A 20,671-nucleotide genomic window follows, 5' to 3' on the forward strand; every position below is an offset into this window, starting at 1 on the left:
CGTACGTCCTTCCCTCAGATTTCCAGGAGCACACCGTGACCGACGCACACACCGACGGGCCCTTCATCGCGGCCATCGACCAGGGCACCACCTCCAGCCGCTGCATCGTCTTCGACAAGGACGGCCGCATCGTCTCCGTCGACCAGAAGGAGCACGAGCAGATCTTCCCGAAGCCCGGCTGGGTCGAGCACAACGCGGCCGAGATCTGGACCAACGTCCAGGAGGTCGTCGCCGGCGCCATCGAGAAGGGCGGCATCAACCCCGCCGATGTCAAGGCCGTCGGCATCACCAACCAGCGCGAGACCACGCTGCTGTGGGACAAGAACACCGGTGAGCCCGTCCACAACGCCCTCGTCTGGCAGGACACCCGCACCGACGCGCTCTGCAAGGAGCTCGGCCGCAACGTGGGCCAGGACCGCTTCCGCCGCGAGACCGGTCTGCCGCTCGCGAGCTACTTCTCCGGCCCCAAGGTCCGCTGGCTGCTCGACAACGTCGAGGGGCTGCGCGAGCGCGCCGAGCGCGGCGAGATCCTCTTCGGCACGATGGACTCCTGGGTCATCTGGAACCTGACCGGCGGTGTCGACGGCGGCCACCACGTCACCGACGTCACCAACGCCTCGCGCACCATGCTGATGAACCTGCACACCATGGAGTGGGACGAGAAGATCGCCCAGTCCATGGAGGTCCCCATGGAGGTGCTGCCCGAGATCCGCTCGTCCGCCGAGGTGTACGGGCACGTCAAGGGCGGCGTCCTGGACGGCATCCCGGTCGCCTCCGCGCTCGGGGACCAGCAGGCGGCCCTCTTCGGCCAGACGTGCTTCGCCGAGGGCGAGGCGAAGTCCACGTACGGCACCGGCACCTTCCTGCTGATGAACACCGGCGACAAGATCATCAACTCCTACTCGGGTCTGATCACCACCGTCGGCTACAAGATCGGCGACCAGCCTCCGGTGTACTCGCTGGAGGGCTCCATCGCCGTCACGGGCGCGCTCGTCCAGTGGATGCGCGACCAGATGGGCCTGATCAACTCCGCCCCCGAGATCGAGACGCTCGCCGCGTCCGTCGAGGACAACGGCGGCGCCTACTTCGTCCCGGCCTTCTCCGGCCTGTTCGCCCCGTACTGGCGCTCCGACGCCCGCGGTGTGATCGCCGGTCTGACCCGGTACGTCACCAAGGCGCACATCGCCCGCGCCGTCCTCGAGGCCACCGCCTGGCAGACCCGCGAGATCACCGACGCCATGACCAAGGACTCCGGCGTCGAGCTGACCGCGCTGAAGGTCGACGGCGGCATGACCTCCAACAACCTGCTGATGCAGATCCTCTCGGACTTCCTCGACGCCCCCGTGGTGCGTCCGATGGTCGCCGAGACGACCTGCCTCGGCGCCGCCTACGCCGCCGGCCTGGCCGTCGGCTTCTGGCCCGACACCGACGCCCTGCGCGCCAACTGGCGCCGGGCCGCCGAGTGGACCCCCCGTATGGACGCTGAGAAGCGTGACAGCGAGTACAAGCTCTGGCTCAAGGCCGTCGAACGGACCATGGGCTGGATCGAGCACGACGAGAGCTGACGAGAGCTGACGAGGAGCTATCGACCATGACCACCCTGCAGAGCGTTCCCACCCTGGGGACGCACCCGGCATCCGGTTCCCTGCCGAGCCGCGCCGAGACCCGGGAGCAGCTTTCCAAGGCGACGTACGACCTCCTGGTGATCGGCGGCGGCATCCTGGGCATCTCCACCGCCTGGCATGCCGCGCAGGCCGGGCTGCGGGTGGCCCTGGTGGACGCCGGTGACTTCGCCGGCGCCACCTCCTCCGCCTCGTCCAAGCTGCTCCACGGCGGTCTGCGCTACCTGCAGACCGGCGCGGTGAAGCTGGTCGCGGAGAACCACTTCGAGCGGCGTGCGGTCTCCCGCCAGGTGGCCCCGCACCTGTCCAACCCGCTCACCTTCTATCTGCCGGTGTACAAGGGCGGGCCGCACGGCGCGGCCAAGCTCGGCGCGGGCGTCTTCGCCTACTCGGCGCTCTCCGCCTTCGGTGACGGCGTCGGGCACGTGATATCCCCGTCCAAGGCCGCGCGTGACGTGCCCGAGCTGCGTACGGACAACCTCAAGGCCGTGGCCGTGTACGGCGACGACCAGATGAACGACTCCCGGATGGCGCTGATGACGGTCCGCGCGGCCGTCGAGGCGGGCGCGGTCGTGCTCAACCACGCCGAGGTCACCGGGCTGCGCTTCACGAACGGCCGGGTCACGGGCGCGGACCTCAAGGACCGTACCGACGGTACCGAGTTCGGGGCCGACGCACGGCTCGTCCTCAACGCCACCGGCCCGTGGGTCGACCACCTGCGCAGGATGGAGGACCCGAACGCGGCGCCCTCCATCCGTCTCTCCAAGGGCGCGCACCTGGTGCTCAAGCGCACCGCCCCGTGGAAGGCCGCGCTGGCCACCCCGATCGACAAGTACCGCATCACCTTCGCCCTCCCCTGGGAGGACATGCTGCTGCTCGGTACGACCGACGAGGAGTACGAGGGCGACCCGGCGGACGTCGCGGTCAACGAGAAGGACATCACCCAGATCCTGGACGAGGCCGCCTTCTCCATCCGCGACCAGCAGCTGTCGCGCGATCTGATCACGTACTCCTTCGCGGGTCTGCGGGTGCTGCCGGGCGGTCCCGGCGACACCTCGAAGGCCAAGCGGGAGACGGTCGTCACCGAAGGCCGCGGCGGCATGCTGTCGGTGGCCGGCGGCAAGTGGACGACCTTCCGCCACATCGGCCGTACGGTGATGAACAAGCTGGCCCAGCTGCCGGGCCGGCCGCTCGCCGACGACATGGAGCCGATCGCGCACCTGCCGAAGAAGCTCCCGCTGCCGGGCATCGCCAACCCGCGCGCCGTCGCCCACCGCCTGCTGGTGGACGGCCCGGCGCCCGGCCCGCGCATGGCCGCGGACACGGCCCGGCACCTGGCGACGCACTACGGCTCGCTGTCGTTCGACATCGCGCGTCTCGCGAACGACAATCCCGAGCTGGGCGAACGGATCCACCCGGACGCGCCGGAGATCTGGGCGCAGGTCGTGTACGCGCGCGACCACGAGTGGGCCGAGACGGCGGACGACGTGCTGCGCCGCCGTACGACGCTGACGATCCGGGGCCTGGCGACGGACGGCATCCGGGCCAGGGTCGAGGATCTGCTGGGCGAGAAGGCCTGAGGACCGAGGCCCGAGCGCCGATGAGGGCGGCTCCTTCGGGAGCCGCCCTCGTTGTACGCTCAGACCTCCGATGATTCGGTGGACAACGGCGAGGGGGAACGTCATGGCTGTCACCGACGAGGCCATCGAGAAGATCAAGGGGATGATCGTCTCGGGTGCGCTGCGACCGGGCGACCGGCTTCCGAAGGAGAGCGAACTCGCCGCCGAGCTGGGCCTGTCGCGGAACTCGCTGCGCGAGGCGGTGCGTGCGCTGTCGCTGATCCGCATCCTCGATGTACGGCAGGGCGACGGTACGTACGTCACGAGCCTGGATCCCCAGCTGCTGCTGGAGGCGCTGAGCTTCGTCGTGGACTTCCACCGGGACGACACGGTCCTGGAGTTCCTGGCCGTACGCCGCATTCTGGAGCCGGCCGCTACCGCGATGGCCGCCGCCCGGATCAGCGAGGCCGAGCTGGACCTCCTCACCTCCCAGCTGGACGCGCTGGGCCCGGACCCGTCCGTCGAGCAACTGGTCGCCGCGGACCTGGAGTTCCACCGGGGCATCGCCCGGTCCTCCGGCAACTCCGTGCTCTGCTCGCTCCTCGACGGCCTCTCCGGCCCGACCACGCGGGCCCGCGTCCTGCGCGGCCTGACCCAGGAGAACGCGGTCAGCCGCACACTGCACGAACACCGCGCCATTCTGGCGGCGCTGCGCGACCGTGACGGGGAGGCGGCGCGGTCGTGGGCGACGGTGCACATCGCGAGCGTGGAGCACTGGCTGCGGTCGGCGCTCTAGGGGGAGCAGCGGATCCCACCCAGTCATCCGATGTATAGCGTCGCCCTGGACGCACAGTCCGGACCCTGCGCTCACATCATGGGGGACAGCTCGGATGAATAGAGGGCTGGATCTCATGGTCCTCTGCCCTGTGTCCCTGCCTCGGTGAAGTTCACCCTGCCGTGCACAGGGGCTGCGGGCTGACACCCCGAAAGCCGTAAGGTTGGTCCGTACGTAAGGGAACGTCGGAAGGAGGCACTGGGTGATCGAGCTCGAGGGGGTTCCCGAGCTGATCGACCCGGTCATGGTGGCCGCGTTCGAAGGCTGGAACGACGCCGGCGACGCAGCCTCCACCGCGGTCGCGCATCTGGACCGGGAGTGGAAGGGCGAGGTGTTCGCGGCGCTCGACGCCGAGGACTACTACGACTTCCAGGTCAACCGGCCCACGGTATGGCTCGACGGCGGGGTACGGAAGATCACCTGGCCCACCACACGGCTCTCCGTGGTCCGGGTCGGCGGCGAGAAGCCACGCGACCTGGTACTGGTCCGCGGGATCGAGCCGTCCATGCGCTGGCGCTCGTTCTGCAACGAGCTGCTCGGCTTCGCCCATGAACTGGGCGTCGAGATGGTGGTGATCCTGGGCGCGCTGCTCGGCGACACCCCGCACACCCGGCCCGTGCCGGTCAGCGGCGTGACCTCGGACCCGGACCTGGCCAGGACGATGGATCTGGAGGAGACCCGCTACGAAGGCCCGACCGGCATCGTCGGCATCCTCCAAGAGGCGTGCACGCACGCCGGAGTGCCGGCCGTGTCCCTGTGGGCGGCCGTGCCGCACTACGTCTCGCAGCCGCCCAACCCGAAGGCGACCCTGGCCCTGCTGAACCGGCTGGAGGACCTGATCGACCTCCGCATCCCGCTCGGTGAACTGCCCGAGGACGCACGGGCCTGGCAGCTCGGGGTGGACCAACTGGCCTCCGAGGACAGCGAAGTGGCCGAGTACGTCCAAACGCTGGAGGAAGCGCGGGACACCGCCGAGCTGCCCGAGGCGTCCGGCGAGGCCATCGCGCGCGAGTTCGAGCGGTATCTGCGGCGGCGGGACGGCGGTCCTGGGCCCGGCGGCCCCGGCCCGGGCGGTCACGCGACGGACAGCGGCGACAGCTCGTATCTGCGCGATACGTCCAGCGGTCGCACGAGACCGCCGAAGCCGCCCAAGCCCGAGGCCGGTCCCGGCCCAGGTCCCGGTCCTGGACCGGAGGACGAAGCGGATTCGTCCGAGGACTGAGCGGTGTACGAAGGCGGGGTGGTGCCGGTCCGGCGCCACCCCGCCTTCGTACACCCCGGCGCCGCCGTCCCAACGGCGACGGGTTGAAACGGGATTGGCGCGCGCCGACGGCAGACGGCCGCCGCCCCCGGACTTCGCGGGAAGTCCGGGGGCGGCGGCCGAGGCGTGAACGGGGACTACAGAGCCACGCCCAACAGGGCGTCCACAGCACGCGATACGACTCCGGGCGCGCCCTCGTCCGTACCGCCCTCGGCGTCCTGGCGGGCGACCCAGCGGTCGACCGCGACGAGCGCGGCGGGGGCGTCCAGGTCGTGCGCGAGGGCGTCGCGGATCTCCTCGACGAGCTCCTCGGCCGACGGACCGTCGGGGCGCGACACGGCGGCGCGCCAGCGGCCGAGGCGTGCGACGGCGTCCTGCAGGACGCCGTCGGTCCACTCCCAGTCGGCGCGGTAGTGGTGGGACAGCAGGGCCAGCCGGATGGCGGCGGGGTCGACGCCGTCGCGGCGCAGCGTGGAGACGAAGACCAGGTTGCCCTTGGACTTGGACATCTTCTCGCCGTGCAGCGCGACCATGCCGGCGTGCACGTACGCCTTGGCGAACGGGTGCTCGCCGGTGAGCACCTGGGCGTGGGACGCGCCCATCTCGTGGTGCGGGAAGGCCAGATCGGAGCCGCCGCCCTGGACGTCGAAGCCCATCCCCAGGTGGTCGAGGGCGATGGCCACGCACTCGATGTGCCAGCCGGGGCGGCCGGGGCCCAGGGTGCCACCGTCCCAGCTCGGCTCGCCGTCGCGGGCGGAGAGCCACAGCATGGGGTCGAGCGGGTTCTTCTTGCCGGGGCGCTCGGGGTCGCCGCCGCGCTCCGCGGACAGGGCGCGCATGACGGCGGCGTCGTAGTTCGACACATCCCCGAAGTGCGGGTCGGACTCCACGGAGAAGTACACGTCCCCGTCGAGCGTGTACGCCGCCCCGGCCTCGACCAGGCGCTCGACGAGCGGGACGATTCCGGGTATGGCCTCGACGGCGCCGATGTAGTGCTGCGGGGGCAGCATCCGCAGGGCGGTCATGTCCTCGCGGAACAGGGCGGTTTCACGCTGCGCCAGCTCGGTCCAGTCCTGCCCGTCGCGGATGGCGCGCTCCAGGAGGGGGTCGTCCACGTCGGTCACGTTCTGGACGTAATGAACCTGCCGCTTGGTGTCGAGCCACACGCGCTGCACGAGGTCGAACGCGTTGTAGGTCGCCGCGTGACCCAGATGGGTCGCGTCGTACGGGGTGATTCCGCAGACGTAGATACGGGCGACGGGACCGGGGTCAAGGGTGACGAGACCCCCGGTCGCGGTGTCGTGGATCTGGAGGTCGCGGCCCGTGCCGGGCAGGGCGGGGACCTCAGAAGCGGGCCAGGCATGCATGCCATGAGCGTAACCGGATGGGCGTTCCGGATACGAACCGGATGCCTCCACCTGTCCGGTTGCGCCGCTTTCACGTCGGCCGGCGGGGCCACGCGGGGGGCTATACAGGGGGCCAGGGGATCGCGGGCCACTGGCCCGAGGGTTCCGGGTGGCGGGCGGTCTCCCGGAGGCCGTGGACACGCGTACGAATCGCCGTGACCTCCGCCGGGGTGAGGAGCTCGGTGAGACGGGTCGCGAGAGCAGTGCCTTCCGCGAGGGCCTCTTCGAGCGCGGTCAGGGTCTCGACCGCGTCCGTGGGCAGGGGCTCGCCCGCCCACCCCCACAGCAGGGTCCGCAGTTTGTCGGCCACGTTGAAGGTGACGCCGTGGTCGATCGCGTACAGCCGCCCGTCCGGCGCCGGCAGCAGGTGCCCGCCCTTGCGGTCGCCGTTGTTGATCACCGCGTCGAGGATCGCGAGCCTGCGCAGCCGCGGATCGTCGGCGTGCACGAGCAGGGCCGTCCGCCCCTCCCCCACCTCCGCGAAGCCGACGGCCTTCCAGCCCTCGCCCGGCTCCTCGTCGTCCACCAGGGCGAGGAGCTCGGCCGACTGGTCGGCCTCGATCCACAGCTGGCACATGCCCTCGCCGTAGGGCCCGTCCCGCAGCACGGTGGGCGGCACCAGGCCCCACCCCATCGCCTCGGAGATCTCGTACGCCGCGACCTCCCGCTGCGCCAGCGTCCCGTCGGGGAAGTCCCACAGGGGCCGCTCGCCGGCGATCGGCTTGTAGACGCAGTGGGCCTCCTCGCCCTCGTACGAGACGGAGCAGTACAGCACCGCGTTCGACGCCTCGCGGATGCGGCCGCGTACCGTCAGCTCACCTTTGGTGAGTACGTCGAGTGCCGTCACGCTCCGCGGCGGTATCCGTTCTGGCGCGGGCATACATGTCCCTCCGGGTCGAGCGGCAGACTGCACAGCGGGCACGGCGGCCGCCCCGCGTTCACCACGTCCAGGGCGCGCTTGGCGAAGGCCCTGGCCTGCGCCCCGCTCAGCCGGACGCGCAGCATCGGCGGGCCGTTCTCCTCGTCCTGCAGCAGCCGCTCCTCGGCCTCCGCGAGGTCCTCCTCGGAGTCCACGTCCAGCTCGACGAGCGCCTGCGCCTCGACGATCATGCGCTGTTCCTCGCCGTCCCAGGCCAGCGCCATCGTGCCGACCCGGAATTCCTCCTCCACCGGCGCGTCGAGCGGCGCGGTGTCGGCGATGTCCGCGGGCGCGACGGCCGGCACCGGGGCATTGCCCCCGGTGCGGCGCACGACCTCGTCGAGCAGTTCGTCGATCCGCTCGGCGAGCGCGGCGACCTGGGCCTTCTCCAGGGCGACGCTGGTGACACGCCCCCCGGCGGAGGCCTGCAGGAAGAACGTACGACGTCCAGGCAGCCCGACCGTACCGGCCACGAACCGCTCCGGTGGGTCGTAGAGGAACACCTGACGGGACACGTCGTGTCTCCCTTGAGAATCAGCGGGCTTTCGGCCCGTCCACCCTACTGCGCGATCCGATCACGGTGCGCCCGCACCGCCTCCGACCACCGCGGTCCCGTCGGGGCCCTCCTCCTGGGGCTTGTTCGGCTTCAGCACACCGAAGTCTCCCGTGTCCCCCATCCTCAGCAGGAAGGGCCGTACCCGGGTGTACCGGATCGCGGTCACGGAGCACGGCTCGGCGTGGATCCGCTGGAAGAGATCGAGATGCATGCCGAGCGCGTCCGCCACCAGCGCCTTGATGATGTCGCCGTGCGAGCACATCAGGTACACGGCCTCCTCGCCGTGCTCCGCCTCGATGCGCGCGTTCCAGTCGCGTACGGCCTCGACGGCACGCGACTGCATGGCGCGCATCGACTCCCCGCCGGGGAACGCCGCGGCCGACGGATGCCGCTGGACGACCTCCATCAGCGGCTCCTCGGCGAGCTCGGCGAGCTTGCGGCCCGACCAGTCCCCGTAGTGGCACTCACCGATCCGCTCGTCGGTGTGCAGGGGCAGTCCGGGCCTGACGTCGAGGAGCGGCTGGAGGGTCTCCAGGCAGCGCTGGAGCGGGCTGGAGACGGCGGCGGCGAGTTCCACTCCGGCGAGCCGCCCGGGCAGCGCGGCGGCCTGCGCGGCGCCGCGCTCGTCGAGGGCGACACCGGGCGTCCAGCCCGCGAGCACCCCCGCGGTGTTGGCGGTGGACCGTCCGTGGCGTACGAGGATCAACGTGGCCATGCGGGCCAGCGTAGGCGGCGGGCGGCGCGAAGGTGCGGCCGGAGTCCGAGCAGGCGGAAAACGCGCGCCGCGAACGTGGGCACGCGGACGGACCGGACGGCCTCTCCGTGGCCCGTACCGCTCTCCGTATCCGCTTGTCTCCTTGTCTCCTTTGGCCGTCGTGGTTGTCTCTTCGGGCCGTACTAGAAGACGGGCGCAGCGGTGGCGGGGCCGCCCAGGGCGTCGCGCCGCTCGGGCATCGTCAGGCTGACCATGCGGCGCCAGCCGGCGGCGCGCTCGTACGCGTACATGGCGTGAATGCCGGCCGTGAGCGCCGCGGACTTGGGCCCGGGCCATTTCAGCAGCTCGCCCATGTGCGACATGACGGCGATGCTGACGTCCCGGTAGACGGCGATCTCGGCGAGGGCGCACTCGCGCAGGGTGCGCTGGATGGTGCGGCCGTGGCCCGCGTAGGCGAGGCGGAGCAACTCCTCGTGGCAGTACGCCAGGTGGTTGTCCTCGTCGTTGCAGATCTGCTTGACGGCCTTGCCCAGCTCGGGGTGGTCACCGAAGTGCCTCACCAGCAGCTCCATCTGGTCGGAGGCCCGCTGCTCGGTGACCCTGCTGTGCGAGAGGTAGACGACGATGTCGTGCTCGGTGAGGGGCTCGTCGCGGCGCAGCTTGTCGTGGGCGAGGCCGATGCCCGCCTTCTCCAGCAGCATCGTGTAGTCGGTCTCCGGCGGGACCTCGACCGGGTCGAGGCCGCGCTTCTTCAGGAGGGCGTTGAAGATCCGGCCGTGCTTGTCCTCGTCGGCGCCGTGCCGAGTGATCTTGGGGGCGAGGTCGCGCATGCTGTCGGGTACGAGTGCGGCGATCCGGCCGTTCTCCCAGCCGCCCTGGGTCTCACCGCTGGCCGCGATCGAGCAGAAGAGCCGGTAGGAGTCGTCGCCGTCGAGGATTTCCTGGAAAAGGCTTCGGGCCGAGAGCATCACTGCCACCTCCGTCAGGTGTCCGCAGAGAACGAGTCAAATGCGGACGAGGCGGCCCGGCAACAGGTGCGTCGGACAACTCCGCCAAAAGAAGGAGCGCGGGCGCGCGCGGAGGGAGTGACCGTGGGGCGGGTTGCGCGTTATCAGTCGTGACGGCCGTGGCGGGGATGACCCCGAGCCCCCACCACGGCCGCAGAGACTTCTCAGGCGAGCCCGGCGCGCTCCAGGGCCTCCGCACCGGCCCGCAGGACGGTGAGACGCTCGTCCAGCGTGAAGCCGGCCGGGGCCAGGGTCAGCGTGGTGACGCCGGCGGCGGCGTAGGCCTGCATCCGTTCGGCGATCCGGTCGACGGAGCCGAGCAGCGTGGTGGAGTCGATCAGCTCGTGCGGTACGGCGGCCGCGGCGCCGTCCTTGTCCCCGGAGAGGTACTTGTCCTGGATCTCCGCGGCTTCCTTCTCGTACCCCATCCGCTGGGCCAGCTGGTTGTAGAAGTTCTGCTTGCGGCTGCCCATCCCGCCGACGTACAGCGCGGTGTACGGGCGGAACATGTCGGCGAGGCCGTTGACGTCGTCGCCGACGGCGAGCGGGAGCGTCGGGCAGACGTCGAAGCCGTCCATGGTCCTGCCTGCCTTCTCGCGGCCCGCGCGGAGGTGGCGGATCGCGGTGTCCTCCAGATGGGCGGCGGACGGGAAGATCAGCAGGGCGCCGTCGGCGATCTCGCCGGTCTGCTCCAGGTTCTTGGGGCCGATGGCCGCGATGTAGAGCGGGATGTGCTCGCGCTGGGGGTGGACGGTGAGCTTGATGGGCTTGCCGGGGCCGCCCGGGAGCGGAAGGGTCCAGTGCTCGCCCTCGTACGACAGGCGCTCGCGGGACATCGCCTTGCGGACGATCTCGACGTACTCGCGGGTACGGGAGAGCGGCTTGTCGAACTTGACGCCGTACCAGCCCTCGGAGACCTGCGGACCCGAGACGCCGAGGCCGAGGCGGAAGCGGCCACCGGAGAGCGAGTCGAGGGTGGCGGCGGTCATCGCGGTCATCGCGGGCTGGCGGGCGGGGATCTGGAGGATCGCCGAGCCGACGTCGATGCTCTCGGTCTGCGCGGCGACCCAGGCGAGCACGGTCGGGGCGTCGGAGCCGTAGGCCTCGGCCGCCCAGCAGACGTCGTAGCCGATGCGATCCGCCTCCTGCGCGACAGCGAGATTGTCGCTGTCCATGCCCGCGCCCCAGTAGCCGAGATTGATGCCGAGCCGCATACCGCTCCCCTTACCGACGAGTAACGTTTCTGTGCCCGGGACTCTAGCGCGGGTGCCCACGATCCGTCAGGCGCGAGTTGTCCACAGGGTCGCTCCGGGTGGGGCCATGGCCAGTAATCTCGCGCCCATGGAGCAGAGGCATCTCGGCCGTACCGGCCTGCGTGTGTCCCGGATCGGGCTCGGCACCCTCACCTGGGGGCGGCACACCGGCGAGCACGACGCCGCCGACCAGTTGAAGGTCTTCTGGGAGGCGGGCGGCACGCTGGTCGACACGGCGGATGTGTACGGCGGCGGGGAAGCCGAGTATCTGCTCGGGCAGCTCGTGGAGCGGCTGGTACCGAGGCGCGATCTGATCATCGCCACGAAGGCGGGGAGCGTGCTGGAGGCGGACCGCCGGTTCGACGGCTCGCGCGGGCATCTGCTGGCGGCGCTGGACGCGTCGCTGGCCCGGCTCGGCACGGATTACGTCGACCTGTGGCAGGTCCATGCCTTCGATCCGCTGACCCCGCTGGACGAGACGCTCCAGGCCCTGGACATCGCGGTGAGCAGCGGACGCGCGCGGTACGCGGGCGTGTCGAACTTCTGCGGCTGGCAGCTGGCGAAGGCGGCGACCTGGCAGCTCGCGGCGCCCGGCATACGGACCCGCCTCGCGAGCACGCAGATGGAGTACTCGCTGCTCCAGCGCGGCGTGGAGCGGGAGGTGCTGCCCGCGGCGCTGGACCTGGGCGTCGGACTGCTGCCGTCGTCGCCGCTGGGGCGCGGGGTGCTGACCGGCAAGTACCGGACGGGCACTCCGGCGGACTCGCGCGGGGCGTCGGAGCAGCTGGGTCCGTTCGTGGAGCCGTATCTCGACGACGCCGCGAGCCGCATCGTGGACGCGGTGGCGACGGCGGCGGACGGACTCGCGACCACCCCGCTGGAGGTCGCGCTCGCCTGGGTCCGTGACCGGCCGGGCGTGGTGGCCCCGATCCTCGGCGCACGCAACGCGCAGCAGCTCACGGCGGCGTTGTCAGTGGAGAGCCTTAGTCTTCCTGACGAGATCTGCGAGGCGCTCGACGATGTGTCGGCGCCCGTGCACCGCTATCCCGACCAGGACTGGAGCACCCTGTGACTGCGCTTCCCGGGGCGACCCACGGATCCCCGGCCGACGAGCAAGAGGACCCCGCCCGCGCGGAGGGCGAGCCCGCGACGCCCGACGCGCCCGCGCAGGCGGCTGCCGAGGGTGCCCCGGCCGGAGAGCCGGGCGGAGAGCCCACCGGTGCGGACGCCCCGCAGACGCCCTCGGCCGAGGGCGGTGACGGCGGCGAAGCCGACGACGACGCGGGCACCGAGACCGACGGCGGCGATGCGGACGGGGCGCAGGGGGAGGTGTCCGAGGCGCAGGGCGACGCGGCCGGGGCTCAGGGCGAGGTGTCCGAGGCGGAGGCGGAGCTCGCCGCCCAGCGGGAGCTGAGGGAGCGGATCGAGCGACGCAAGGCGGAGAAGGGCGGGCCGGTCGAGGCCGGGGCGAAGCTCAAGGGCACGGCCGCCGATCTGCTCGCGGCGGTCCGGGCCGTGGAGAGCGGCCAGAAGTCGGGGGCCACGTTCTTCGAGGCGCCCACCACGCCCAGGAAGCCGGCGCCGTCGTCCGTGCCGGCACCGGTGCGACCGAGGGTGCCGGAGCCCGCGCAGGCACCGTCGGCGGACCCGGCGGCCGTGGCGGCGGTGCTCGACGTGCTGGTGACGGGTGGGGCGCCCGAAGGGCTTGCCGCCCGGGTCGCGCAGGTGCTCGGTGAGCAGGCGGCGGACGCCCTGCGCGAGGACCCGTGGCGGCTGCTCGCCGTGCCCGGGGTCCGGCCGGAGCAGGCCGACGGGTTCGCGCGGGCGCTGCTGGGTGCGCAGTGCGGGCCGGGCGACGAGCGGCGGGCGGTGGCCCTGGTGGCCTGGCTGCTGGAGCAGGCCGCGCTCCAGGGGCACACAGCTCTGGAGTCGTCGTCCGTGCGCGCCGCGCTGGCCGAACGGTCGGTGCCCGATCCGGACGAGGCCCTTCAGCACGCCATCGCGGAGGGTGCCGTGCTGGTCTTCCAGGACGGGCTGGAGGGACTGGAGGAAGACGCCGCGGAGGACGACCAGGCACCTGTCCCGGTGCTCCTCGGGCTCGACCGGTACGCACTGGCCGAGGAGAGCCTCGCCGACGGGCTCGCCCGGCTCGTGAAGACCGGGCCCGGCGACGCCTGGGACGGACCCGACCTGGTGCGGGCCGCCGCCGCGCACGGGCTCGTGCTGCACACCGGCGGTGAGGCCGCGCGCGCCGAGCCGGTGGCCCTGGTCGAGGCGGCCCGGGCCCGCGGACTGCGCGCCGTGGTCGCCGCCCACAGTGAGAACGGCCGGCTCCGGCTGGGCGCCGACGCGGTCACGGTCGCCGGGCTGCTCTCGGGCACGCAGGGGCCCGGCCGGGACGAGGACGGCGCGCTGGCCCTCGATCTGCTCGCCGTCCTCGACGCACCGCAACTGGACGTCGAGACCGCGGCGATGCTCGTGGAGTCGATGCCCGACGGCAGTCGGCTCGTGCTGAGCGGCGACCCCGGTGTGCTGTGGTCGGCGGGCGCGGGGCGGGTCTTCGCCGATGTGCTGGCGGCCCGGGTGTGCCCGCAGATCGCCTCGCGCACGCCCGACCCCGGTCCGCTCGGCGAGCTGGTCTCCGGCATCGGCGTCGGCGAGCTGAACCAGGTGGCGGCGCCGGGCAAGGAGGTCGTGATCGTCCCGGTCCGCGACGCGGGCGAGGCCGTGCACCGTACGGTGCAGCTGGTCGCGGACTCGGTGCCGCGGGCGATCGGGGTGCCCGCGGAGCAGACCCAGGTGATCACGGTGGGCCACGGCGGCTCGGCCGGGACCCGCGCGCTCAACGAGGCGCTCAAGCAGCGCCTCAACCCCGGCCCCGGCCGCTTCGGCGGCTTCGACCCGGGCGACCGGATCGCGTACGTCCCGGCGGCCGGGCGGGCCGTGTCCGGCACGGTGGTCTCCGCCGACGGGGAGGGGCTGCGGCTCGACTGCGGGGGTACGTCCGTCGTCGTACCGAAGGAGCGGGTCGAGTCGATGGTGCGACACGGATGGGCGCTCACCGCGCACCAGGCGGTCGGAATGCGCTGGCCGGCGGTGGTCGTGGTGCTGCCCGGGGACGCGGCGCGGGGGTTGAGCCGGCCCTGGGTCTACACCGCGTTCAGCCGCGGCGAGCGGCATCTGTCCGTGGTGCACGGCGTGGACCAGGCCCTTGCGCGGGCGGTCGCGGCGATTCCGGCGCAGGTGCGGACGACCCGGTTGCGGGGTCTGCTGGAGGGGCTCCTGGCCCCCGCGCCCGGCGAGTGACCCACCGGGGCCGGCCACCCGCCAAGGGTGCCCGGCCCCGGCACGCAGCGGGCGACAGGAGCGCCGCGCTCGTCACGGCGCCCAGTGTGCCCGTCCTCGAACGCCGGACGGGCTGAGAACGCGACGCCCGCAGTGTCCGGCCTCGAACGCCGGACGGGCCGAAGCGCGGGTCAGGTGGTCGCGGTGTCGAGTTCGTCCAGGTCGTCCTCGTCGAAGACCGAGCTGACGTCGAAGCGGCAGACGACGCGCTCCGGGTCGGTCTGGTCGAACGGGATGCTGAGCCATTCCCCCGGCTCGGAGGGCTCGTCCGCGGCACAGACCCAGAGTGTGGAGTCACCCTCCTCCAAGCCGAACTCCTTGTGCCGGGAGGCGATTTCATCCGGTTCGTACTCGCCGAAGAGCACACCGAGCGCGGAATGGACGCTCGTTCCGGCCACCGCGGCCCGGGGGTCCGTTTCGTCGTCCCGGTCCGCGTCCGCGACGCGCTGGGCCTGGGCGAGCAGACGCTGCGGTTCCACCACGGCGTAGTCACGGCGGATGAGGACGCTCACGGCGTTCGGCTCCTCGGGGCCCTCGTACGGCGGCAGGGAGTCGTCCGCTCCGGGGATCTCGAAGGGGGTGACCTCGTCGTAGCGGTCGTAGAGCCGCTCATCGTAGGCCTCGGCCGCGGCGGCAAGTGCGTTGAAGGCCTCGTAGACCGCCGGGTCGTCCTCTCCCGTGCGGCGTTCCACCGCTTCGAGGTGACGGTCCAGCGCGGCTTTGACCGCCTCGGCGGCGGCGCGAACCTCGGCAACCGTGGGCTGCTCGGGAGCGGATGCATCAGACATAGTGCAGACGCTATCCGTACTGGGCCTCTGCCCGCACAATAGATGCGATGCCGGAATACGAATTTGTCGACGTGTACGTGCCTCGCGGGGTCTCCCGCAAGGAGGCGACCCGTCTGCTGACCGACCATGCCGAGTACGGACACTGGGAGTTGGACCGACTGAGTCTGCGCCGGGACGGCAGCCGCAAGGTGCGGCTGCGTCGGCGCATCATCCGTCAGGTGCGCGCCACCTGGTGAGCGCCTTGGTGAACGAGAGACGGAGCGGGCCCGCGAAGGCGGGCCCGCTCCGTTTCGTCACAGGGCGGTCACGCGGAGGCGCGAGCCCGGCGGTAGAGGACGGCGCCGCCGAGCAGCAGTGCGGCGCCCGTCGGGATCACCAGCCCGAGCGGGCCGGAACCCGTCTCCGCGAGCTCTTCGGTCCCCTTGGGCGGGGTGATGGTGTTGGCGTCCGGCGCGTTGGGGTTGGACGGCTCGACCGGCGTCCCAGGCGTACCAGGGGTTCCGGGCTCACCGGGTGTGCCGGGCTCACCAGGCTCTCCCGGTTCCCCAGGCTCACCGGGCTCCCCCGGCTCTCCGGGCTCACCAGGTTCCCCCGGCTCTCCAGGCTCACCGGGTTCCCCAGGCTCCCCCGGCTCGCCCGGCTCGCCCGGCTCGCCCGGCGGCACCCATCCCCCGTCGTTCCCGCAGTCGTTCCCGAACGCCCCGTTGCCCAGGCCGCCGATCGTCACGCTGTTGCCGCACGCGTTGACCGGGACGTGCACGGGCACCTGGACGGTGTTGCCGGAGGCGACTCCCGGGGAGTCGGACGTACGGCCGTCGGCCTCGGCGGCGCCCCCGCCGTGGCTCGACGTGTTGGCGCACTTGTTCCCGAACACGGGGTTCAGCACCCCAATGACGTTCACGGTGTTGCCGCAGACATTGACCGGGACATGCACCGGCGCCTGGACCGTGTTCCCGGACAGGACGCCGGGGGAATTCGCGGCGCCGCCCTCGGCACCCGCACCGCCGTGCGCGTGTGCGTAGCCACCGCTCAGGGCGAGCATTCCGCCCGCGGCCGCGATGGTGATCAGGCCTTTACGCGTGACCTGTCGCATAGGTAGTTCCCTGCTCTCTGACTTCCGGATGACCCCCGGGCGCCGTCGCCCGGGGGCTGAATGCCAGCGGCCCCGGAGTGCATGGCGTGCACTCCGGGGCCGCCTGGCTCAGCCCCTCACGGGTTGAGACACAACGTCACTTGTTGATGCAGGTGTTGCCGAACGCGGGGTTCAGCAGCCCGATCACGGAGATCGTGTTACCGCAGACGTTCACCGGCACGTGGACGGGCACCTGGATGACGTTGCCGGAGGCAACACCGGGAGAGTGCACGGCGGCACCCTGGGCACCCGAGTCGGCGACGGCCATGCCCGCACCCGCGAGCAGAAGACCACCAGTGGCAGCCGCAGCAGCGACGACCTTCTTGATCATTATTCCTCCTTGTAGGCAATGCGGTTCGCAATGCGATCCCAGCTGCGGACCGCACACCTTGTAACGAGGAGGGAGTAATGGAGCTACTAGCGTATGGTCCCATTCACTCTTTTCAGTCAAATACGCACGCGCGGGCGATTATTGGAGTTTCGTTTCAGCACATCGGGCGGTTTCGCCGGCGCTTCCTCAGCTCGCGTCGAGGAAACGGTCCAGCACCCGTACGCCGAACTTGAGACCGTCCACCGGCACCCGCTCGTCGACCCCGTGGAACATTCCGGCGAAGTCCAGCTCGGGCGGCAGTTGCAGCGGCGCGAAGCCGAAGCAGCGGATGCCCAGATCGTCGAAGGACTTGGCGTCGGTGCCCCCGGAGAGCATGTACGGGACGGCGCGCGCGATCGGGTCCTCGGCCTTGAGCGCCGACTGCATGGCGTCCACCAGATCGCCGTCGAAGCTCGTCTCCAGCGCCTTGTCGCCGTGCACGTCCTCGCGCTTCACCCGCGGCCCGAGGAGCCGGTCGAGATCGGCCAGGAACTCCTCCTCGTACCCCGGCAGGAAGCGTCCGTCGACGTGGGCGGTGGCCTGGCCCGGGATGACGTTCACCTTGTAGCCGGCGCCGAGCATGGTGGGCGCGGCCGAGTTGCGCAGGGTCGCGCCGATCATCTTGGCGATGCCACCGAGCTTGGCGAGCGTCGCCTCCATGTCCTCCGGGTCGAGCGGGGTGCCGAGCGCGTCGGACAGCTCGTCGAGGAAGGACCGTACGGTCTTGGTCATCCGCACCGGCCAGGTGTGCCGCCCGAGCCGCCCGACGGCCTCGCACAGCTCGGTGATCGCGTTGTCCTTGTTGGTCATCGAGCCGTGCCCCGCCGTGCCCTCGACGGTGAGCCGCATCCAGTGCATGCCCTTCTGGGCCGTCTCGACGAGATAGAGCCGCAGGTTCTCGTTCACGGTGAAGGAGAAGCCGCCGACCTCGCCGATCGCCTCCGTGACGCCCTCGAAGAGAGCGGGGTGCTTGTCGACGAGATACCTCGCCCCGTACGTACCGCCCGCCTCCTCGTCCGCGAGGAAGGCCAGGACCACGTCGCGCGGGGGCTTGCGGCCGCTGCGCAGCCGGTCGCGTACGACCGCGAGGGTCATCGCGTCCATGTCCTTCATGTCCACCGCGCCCCGGCCCCAGACGCAGCCGTCGGCGATCTCGCCGGAGAACGGGTGGTGCGTCCAGTCCTCGGCGTTCGCCGGGACGACGTCGGTGTGGCCGTGGATCAGCAGCGCCGGACGGGACGGGTCCTCGCCCTCGATCCGGGCCACGGTGGAGGCCCTGCCCTTGTGCGACTCGATGATCTGCGGCTCCAGACCGACCTCGGCAAGCTTCTCCGCCACGTACTCCGCGGCCGCGCGCTCCCCCGGCCCCGAGTGGTCGCCGTAGTTGCTGGTGTCGATCCGGATCAGATCGCGACAGAGGTCGACGACCTCGTCCTCGCCGGAGATCTTCCGGGCGGTGTTCGACTCGCTCACGCTGCTTCCTCCCACTGTCGCTCTGGTGGTCCCCCTCATCCTCCCGCGAACGGGGGTGTGATCGAGCACGTCCGAATGTTTGCTATGGTTTTCCACGTCGGAACGGCCCAGGGCCGAACGGCAGACACCTTGTCCGGGTGGCGGAATGGCAGACGCGCTAGCTTGAGGTGCTAGTGCCCTTTATCGGGCGTGGGGGTTCAAGTCCCCCCTCGGACACCACCAAGGAACCCCAGCCCAGCTGGGGTTCCTTTGTTTGTACGGGTGCGTTACGGGTGCGCACGGGACGAGTGCGGGAGTAGCAGGTGGGACGCAGACGACGGGCGGTGCCCGCGGCGCCGCTGCCGCAGCGGGACGGTATCGATCCCGTGCGCCTGCGGCTGCCGGAAGACACCGACGGGGTGTGGGCGACCGTACGTGACCACCTGGTCGACCGGTTCGGCGGCGCGGTCGGCGCGGAGCGGGTGGAGGCGATGCTCCGGGAGGGCCGCATCGTCGGTACGGAGGGCCCCGTCGCCGCGGAGGAGCCGTACGCGGCGGGCCGCTATCTCTGGTTCCACCGGGATTTCGCGGCCGAGGAGCCGGTGCCGTTCGAGATCGGGATCGTGTACCGGGACGAGCGGGTGCTGATCGCCGACAAACCGCACTTCCTCGCCACGACCCCGCGCGGCCGGCACATCACCGAGACCGCGCTGGCGCGGCTGCGGCGTGAGCTGGGGCTCCCCGAGCTGCAGCCCGCGCACCGGCTGGACCGGCTGACGGCGGGCCTCGCGCTGTTCGTCGTACGGCCCGAGGACCGGGGCGCGTACCAGACGCTGTTCCGGGACCGGCGGGTGCGCAAGGAGTACGAGGCGGTGGCGCCGTACGACCCCGAGGTCGTCCTGCCCGTCACCGTGCGCAGCCGGATCGTCAAGGAGCGCGGTGAGCTGGCCGCCCGGGAGGTGCCGGGCGAGCCGAACAGCGAGAGCCGGATCGAGCTCGTGGAGCGGCACGGCGGCCTCGGCCGGTACCGGCTGCGGCCGGCCACCGGCCGTACCCATCAGCTGCGGGTGCACATGAACGGCCTCGGGCTGCCGATCCTGCACGACCCGGTGTACCCCGTGGTCAGGGAAGAAGGCCCCGAGGACTACGGGCGGCCGCTGCAGCTGCTCGCGCGGGCACTGGAATTCACCGATCCGCTCACCGGGCGGGAGTGCCGCTTCGAGAGCGGGCTGCGGCTCTCCGAGGCCGCCCGGGGCCCCTCTTCCGGATCCGCCTAGAACATCACCACCGAGCGCAGGACATCACCCTCGTGCATGCGCTCGAAGGCCTTCTCGATGTCGCCGAGGGCGATCGTCTCGGTGACGAAGGCTCCGAGGTCGATGCGGCCCTGCTGGTGGAGGTCGATGAGCATCGGGAAGTCCCGGGACGGCAGACAGTCGCCGTACCAGGAGGATTTGAGCGCGCCGCCGCGGCCGAAGACGTCGAGGAGCGGCAGTTCGAGTCTCATCTCGGGGGTGGGGACGCCGACGAGGACGACGGTGCCGGCCAGGTCACGGGCGTAGAAGGCCTGCTTGTACGTCTCGGGGCGGCCGACCGCCTCGATGACGACGTCCGCGCCGAACCCGCCGGTCAGCTCGCGGATGGCTTCGACGGGGTCGGTGGTGCGCGAGTTGATCGTATGGGTGGCGCCCATGGACTTCGCGGTCTCCAGCTTGCGGTCGTCGATGTCCACCGCGATGATCCGGGCGGCGCCCGCCAGGCGGGAGCCGACGATCGCCGCGTCGCCCACGCCGCCGCAGCCGATGACGGCGACGGAGTCGCCGCGGCCGACCGCCCCGGTGTTGACGGCGGCGCCGATGCCCGCCATGACGCCGCAGCCGAGCAGGCCGGCCACGGCCGGGGAGACGGACGGGTCGACCTTGGTGCACTGACCGGCCGCGACGAGGGTCTTCTCGGCGAAGGCGCCGATACCGAGGGCCGGGGAGAGCTCCGTGCCGTCGCTGCTCAGCGTCATTTTCTGGCGGGCGTTGTGGGTGTCGAAGCAGTACCAGGGCCTTCCGCGCAGACAGGCCCGGCAGCGGCCGCAGACGGCCCGCCAGTTGAGGATCACGAAATCGCCCGGGGCGACATCGGTGACCTCGGGGCCGACGGCCTCCACGACTCCCGCGGCCTCATGGCCGAGGAGGAAGGGGAAGTCGTCGTTGATGCCGCCCTGCTTGTAGTGCAGATCGGTGTGGCAGACCCCGCACGCCTGGATCTTCACCACGGCCTCGCCGGGGCCCGGGTCGGGGACGGTGATCGTCACTACCTGGACGGGCTCGTTCCTTCCGGGGGCGACGACCCCCTGGACCTGCTGCGTCATCGCAGTGCTTCCCTTCCCTCGGGCCAGGTGTACGGCACCACCTTGCCGGGACGGGACGCGAACGGCGAGACCCCCGCCGGACGTGTCCG

The 20,671-nt window shown here is 71.5% G+C and carries 19 protein-coding genes and 1 tRNA gene; 9 read left to right on the forward strand and 11 right to left on the reverse strand.

Going from position 1 to position 20,671, the window contains the following annotated elements; genetic code table 11:
- The first annotated feature begins 35 nt into the window (after positions 1-35).
- From glpK to ABT342_RS09615, 4 genes are all read left to right on the forward strand, one after another.
- Entirely contained in the window at positions 36-1,565 is a 1,530-nt protein-coding gene (gene glpK / locus ABT342_RS09600; RefSeq protein ID WP_351569504.1) for a glycerol kinase GlpK, read from the forward strand.
- Positions 1,566-1,591: 26 nt separating this feature from the next.
- On the forward strand, positions 1,592-3,202 hold the full coding sequence (locus ABT342_RS09605) for a glycerol-3-phosphate dehydrogenase/oxidase (protein WP_351569507.1): 1,611 nt from the start codon (positions 1,592-1,594) through the stop codon (positions 3,200-3,202).
- A gap of 103 nt (positions 3,203-3,305) precedes the next feature.
- Positions 3,306-3,977, forward strand: coding sequence for a FadR/GntR family transcriptional regulator (locus ABT342_RS09610; RefSeq protein WP_351569510.1), 672 nt, complete (start codon positions 3,306-3,308; stop codon positions 3,975-3,977).
- Between the two features lie 241 nt (positions 3,978-4,218).
- A complete protein-coding gene (locus tag ABT342_RS09615; RefSeq protein ID WP_351569513.1) occupies positions 4,219-5,238 on the forward strand; it encodes a PAC2 family protein in 1,020 nt (339 codons plus the stop codon).
- A gap of 176 nt (positions 5,239-5,414) precedes the next feature.
- On the opposite strand, the gene mshC is transcribed toward ABT342_RS09615, so the two are convergent.
- The 6 genes from mshC to ABT342_RS09645 form a co-directional block, all read right to left on the reverse strand.
- The gene (mshC, locus tag ABT342_RS09620; RefSeq protein ID WP_351569516.1) at positions 5,415-6,644 is read right to left on the reverse strand and encodes a cysteine--1-D-myo-inosityl 2-amino-2-deoxy-alpha-D-glucopyranoside ligase; all 1,230 of its coding nucleotides are present in this window, start codon (positions 6,642-6,644) and stop codon (positions 5,415-5,417) included.
- Between the two features lie 100 nt (positions 6,645-6,744).
- Complete coding sequence (locus ABT342_RS09625) at positions 6,745-7,563, reverse strand: SCO1664 family protein (RefSeq protein ID WP_351569519.1); 819 nt, start codon at positions 7,561-7,563, stop codon at positions 6,745-6,747.
- On the reverse strand, positions 7,527-8,117 hold the full coding sequence (locus ABT342_RS09630; protein WP_351569522.1) for a DUF3090 domain-containing protein: 591 nt from the start codon (positions 8,115-8,117) through the stop codon (positions 7,527-7,529). Before ABT342_RS09630 ends, ABT342_RS09625 begins: the two co-directional genes overlap by 37 nt.
- Before the next feature lie 60 nt (positions 8,118-8,177).
- On the reverse strand, positions 8,178-8,873 hold the full coding sequence (locus ABT342_RS09635; protein WP_351569525.1) for a histidine phosphatase family protein: 696 nt from the start codon (positions 8,871-8,873) through the stop codon (positions 8,178-8,180).
- A gap of 182 nt (positions 8,874-9,055) precedes the next feature.
- Positions 9,056-9,841 (reverse strand): ferritin-like domain-containing protein, encoded by a 786-nt coding sequence (locus ABT342_RS09640; RefSeq protein ID WP_351569528.1) that lies wholly within the window; start codon positions 9,839-9,841, stop codon positions 9,056-9,058.
- A 203-nt stretch (positions 9,842-10,044) separates the two neighbouring features.
- Complete coding sequence (locus tag ABT342_RS09645) at positions 10,045-11,094, reverse strand: LLM class F420-dependent oxidoreductase (protein ID WP_351569531.1); 1,050 nt, start codon at positions 11,092-11,094, stop codon at positions 10,045-10,047.
- 127 nt (positions 11,095-11,221) lie between these two features.
- Here ABT342_RS09645 and ABT342_RS09650 point away from each other — a divergent pair, with 127 nt between their 5' ends.
- Both ABT342_RS09650 and ABT342_RS09655 read left to right on the forward strand, forming a co-directional pair.
- A complete protein-coding gene (locus ABT342_RS09650) occupies positions 11,222-12,205 on the forward strand; it encodes an aldo/keto reductase (protein ID WP_351569534.1) in 984 nt (327 codons plus the stop codon).
- Positions 12,202-14,439: a helix-hairpin-helix domain-containing protein gene (locus ABT342_RS09655; protein WP_351569536.1), complete on the forward strand. Its 2,238-nt coding sequence runs from the start codon at positions 12,202-12,204 to the stop codon at positions 14,437-14,439. The genes ABT342_RS09650 and ABT342_RS09655 overlap by 4 nt, the downstream gene beginning before the upstream one ends.
- A 170-nt stretch (positions 14,440-14,609) precedes the next feature.
- On the opposite strand, the gene ABT342_RS09660 is transcribed toward ABT342_RS09655, so the two are convergent.
- Positions 14,610-15,266: a hypothetical protein gene (locus ABT342_RS09660; RefSeq protein WP_351569538.1), complete on the reverse strand. Its 657-nt coding sequence runs from the start codon at positions 15,264-15,266 to the stop codon at positions 14,610-14,612.
- 47 nt (positions 15,267-15,313) lie between these two features.
- Between ABT342_RS09660 and ABT342_RS09665 the strand changes: the two genes are divergently transcribed.
- The gene (locus ABT342_RS09665) at positions 15,314-15,502 is read left to right on the forward strand and encodes a DUF5703 family protein (protein ID WP_175410115.1); all 189 of its coding nucleotides are present in this window, start codon (positions 15,314-15,316) and stop codon (positions 15,500-15,502) included.
- Positions 15,503-15,570: 68 nt separating this feature from the next.
- Here the strand turns inward: ABT342_RS09665 and ABT342_RS09670 are convergent, their stop codons facing one another.
- The 3 genes from ABT342_RS09670 to ABT342_RS09680 all read right to left on the reverse strand — a co-directional run bounded on the left by ABT342_RS09670 (position 15,571) and on the right by ABT342_RS09680 (position 18,241).
- Entirely contained in the window at positions 15,571-16,359 is a 789-nt protein-coding gene (locus ABT342_RS09670; RefSeq protein WP_351569542.1) for a chaplin, read from the reverse strand.
- A 136-nt stretch (positions 16,360-16,495) separates the two neighbouring features.
- Complete coding sequence (gene chpH, locus ABT342_RS09675; protein ID WP_351569545.1) at positions 16,496-16,729, reverse strand: chaplin ChpH; 234 nt, start codon at positions 16,727-16,729, stop codon at positions 16,496-16,498.
- Positions 16,730-16,915: 186 nt separating this feature from the next.
- Positions 16,916-18,241: a M20/M25/M40 family metallo-hydrolase gene (locus ABT342_RS09680; RefSeq protein WP_351569548.1), complete on the reverse strand. Its 1,326-nt coding sequence runs from the start codon at positions 18,239-18,241 to the stop codon at positions 16,916-16,918.
- A gap of 131 nt (positions 18,242-18,372) precedes the next feature.
- Between ABT342_RS09680 and ABT342_RS09685 the strand changes: the two genes are divergently transcribed.
- A tRNA-Leu gene (locus ABT342_RS09685) sits at positions 18,373-18,460 on the forward strand.
- Positions 18,461-18,543: 83 nt separating this feature from the next.
- On the forward strand, positions 18,544-19,497 hold the full coding sequence (locus ABT342_RS09690) for an RluA family pseudouridine synthase (protein ID WP_351569551.1): 954 nt from the start codon (positions 18,544-18,546) through the stop codon (positions 19,495-19,497).
- On the opposite strand, the gene ABT342_RS09695 is transcribed toward ABT342_RS09690, so the two are convergent.
- Positions 19,494-20,582, reverse strand: coding sequence for an S-(hydroxymethyl)mycothiol dehydrogenase (locus ABT342_RS09695; protein WP_351569553.1), 1,089 nt, complete (start codon positions 20,580-20,582; stop codon positions 19,494-19,496). The two genes, ABT342_RS09690 and ABT342_RS09695, sit on opposite strands and share 4 nt — an antisense overlap.
- Positions 20,583-20,671: the final 89 nt, after the last annotated feature.

It is taken from the genome of Streptomyces sp. NPDC000410 (assembly GCF_040300305.1).
GTDB lineage: Bacteria > Actinomycetota > Actinomycetes > Streptomycetales > Streptomycetaceae > Streptomyces.

Coding starts and splice junctions, on each gene's coding strand:
- ABT342_RS09605 (WP_351569507.1), top strand. CDS start 1,592: ATGACCACCCTGCAGAGCGTTCCCACCCTGGGGACGCACCCGGCATCC.
- ABT342_RS09610 (WP_351569510.1), top strand. CDS start 3,306: ATGGCTGTCACCGACGAGGCCATCGAGAAGATCAAGGGGATGATCGTC.
- mshC (WP_351569516.1), bottom strand. CDS start 6,644: ATGCATGCCTGGCCCGCTTCTGAGGTCCCCGCCCTGCCCGGCACGGGC.
- ABT342_RS09625 (WP_351569519.1), bottom strand. CDS start 7,563: ATGCCCGCGCCAGAACGGATACCGCCGCGGAGCGTGACGGCACTCGAC.
- ABT342_RS09635 (WP_351569525.1), bottom strand. CDS start 8,873: ATGGCCACGTTGATCCTCGTACGCCACGGACGGTCCACCGCCAACACC.
- ABT342_RS09640 (WP_351569528.1), bottom strand. CDS start 9,841: ATGCTCTCGGCCCGAAGCCTTTTCCAGGAAATCCTCGACGGCGACGAC.
- ABT342_RS09645 (WP_351569531.1), bottom strand. CDS start 11,094: ATGCGGCTCGGCATCAATCTCGGCTACTGGGGCGCGGGCATGGACAGC.
- ABT342_RS09650 (WP_351569534.1), top strand. CDS start 11,222: ATGGAGCAGAGGCATCTCGGCCGTACCGGCCTGCGTGTGTCCCGGATC.
- ABT342_RS09660 (WP_351569538.1), bottom strand. CDS start 15,266: ATGTCTGATGCATCCGCTCCCGAGCAGCCCACGGTTGCCGAGGTTCGC.
- ABT342_RS09665 (WP_175410115.1), top strand. CDS start 15,314: ATGCCGGAATACGAATTTGTCGACGTGTACGTGCCTCGCGGGGTCTCC.
- ABT342_RS09670 (WP_351569542.1), bottom strand. CDS start 16,359: ATGCGACAGGTCACGCGTAAAGGCCTGATCACCATCGCGGCCGCGGGC.
- chpH (WP_351569545.1), bottom strand. CDS start 16,729: ATGATCAAGAAGGTCGTCGCTGCTGCGGCTGCCACTGGTGGTCTTCTG.
- ABT342_RS09695 (WP_351569553.1), bottom strand. CDS start 20,582: ATGACGCAGCAGGTCCAGGGGGTCGTCGCCCCCGGAAGGAACGAGCCC.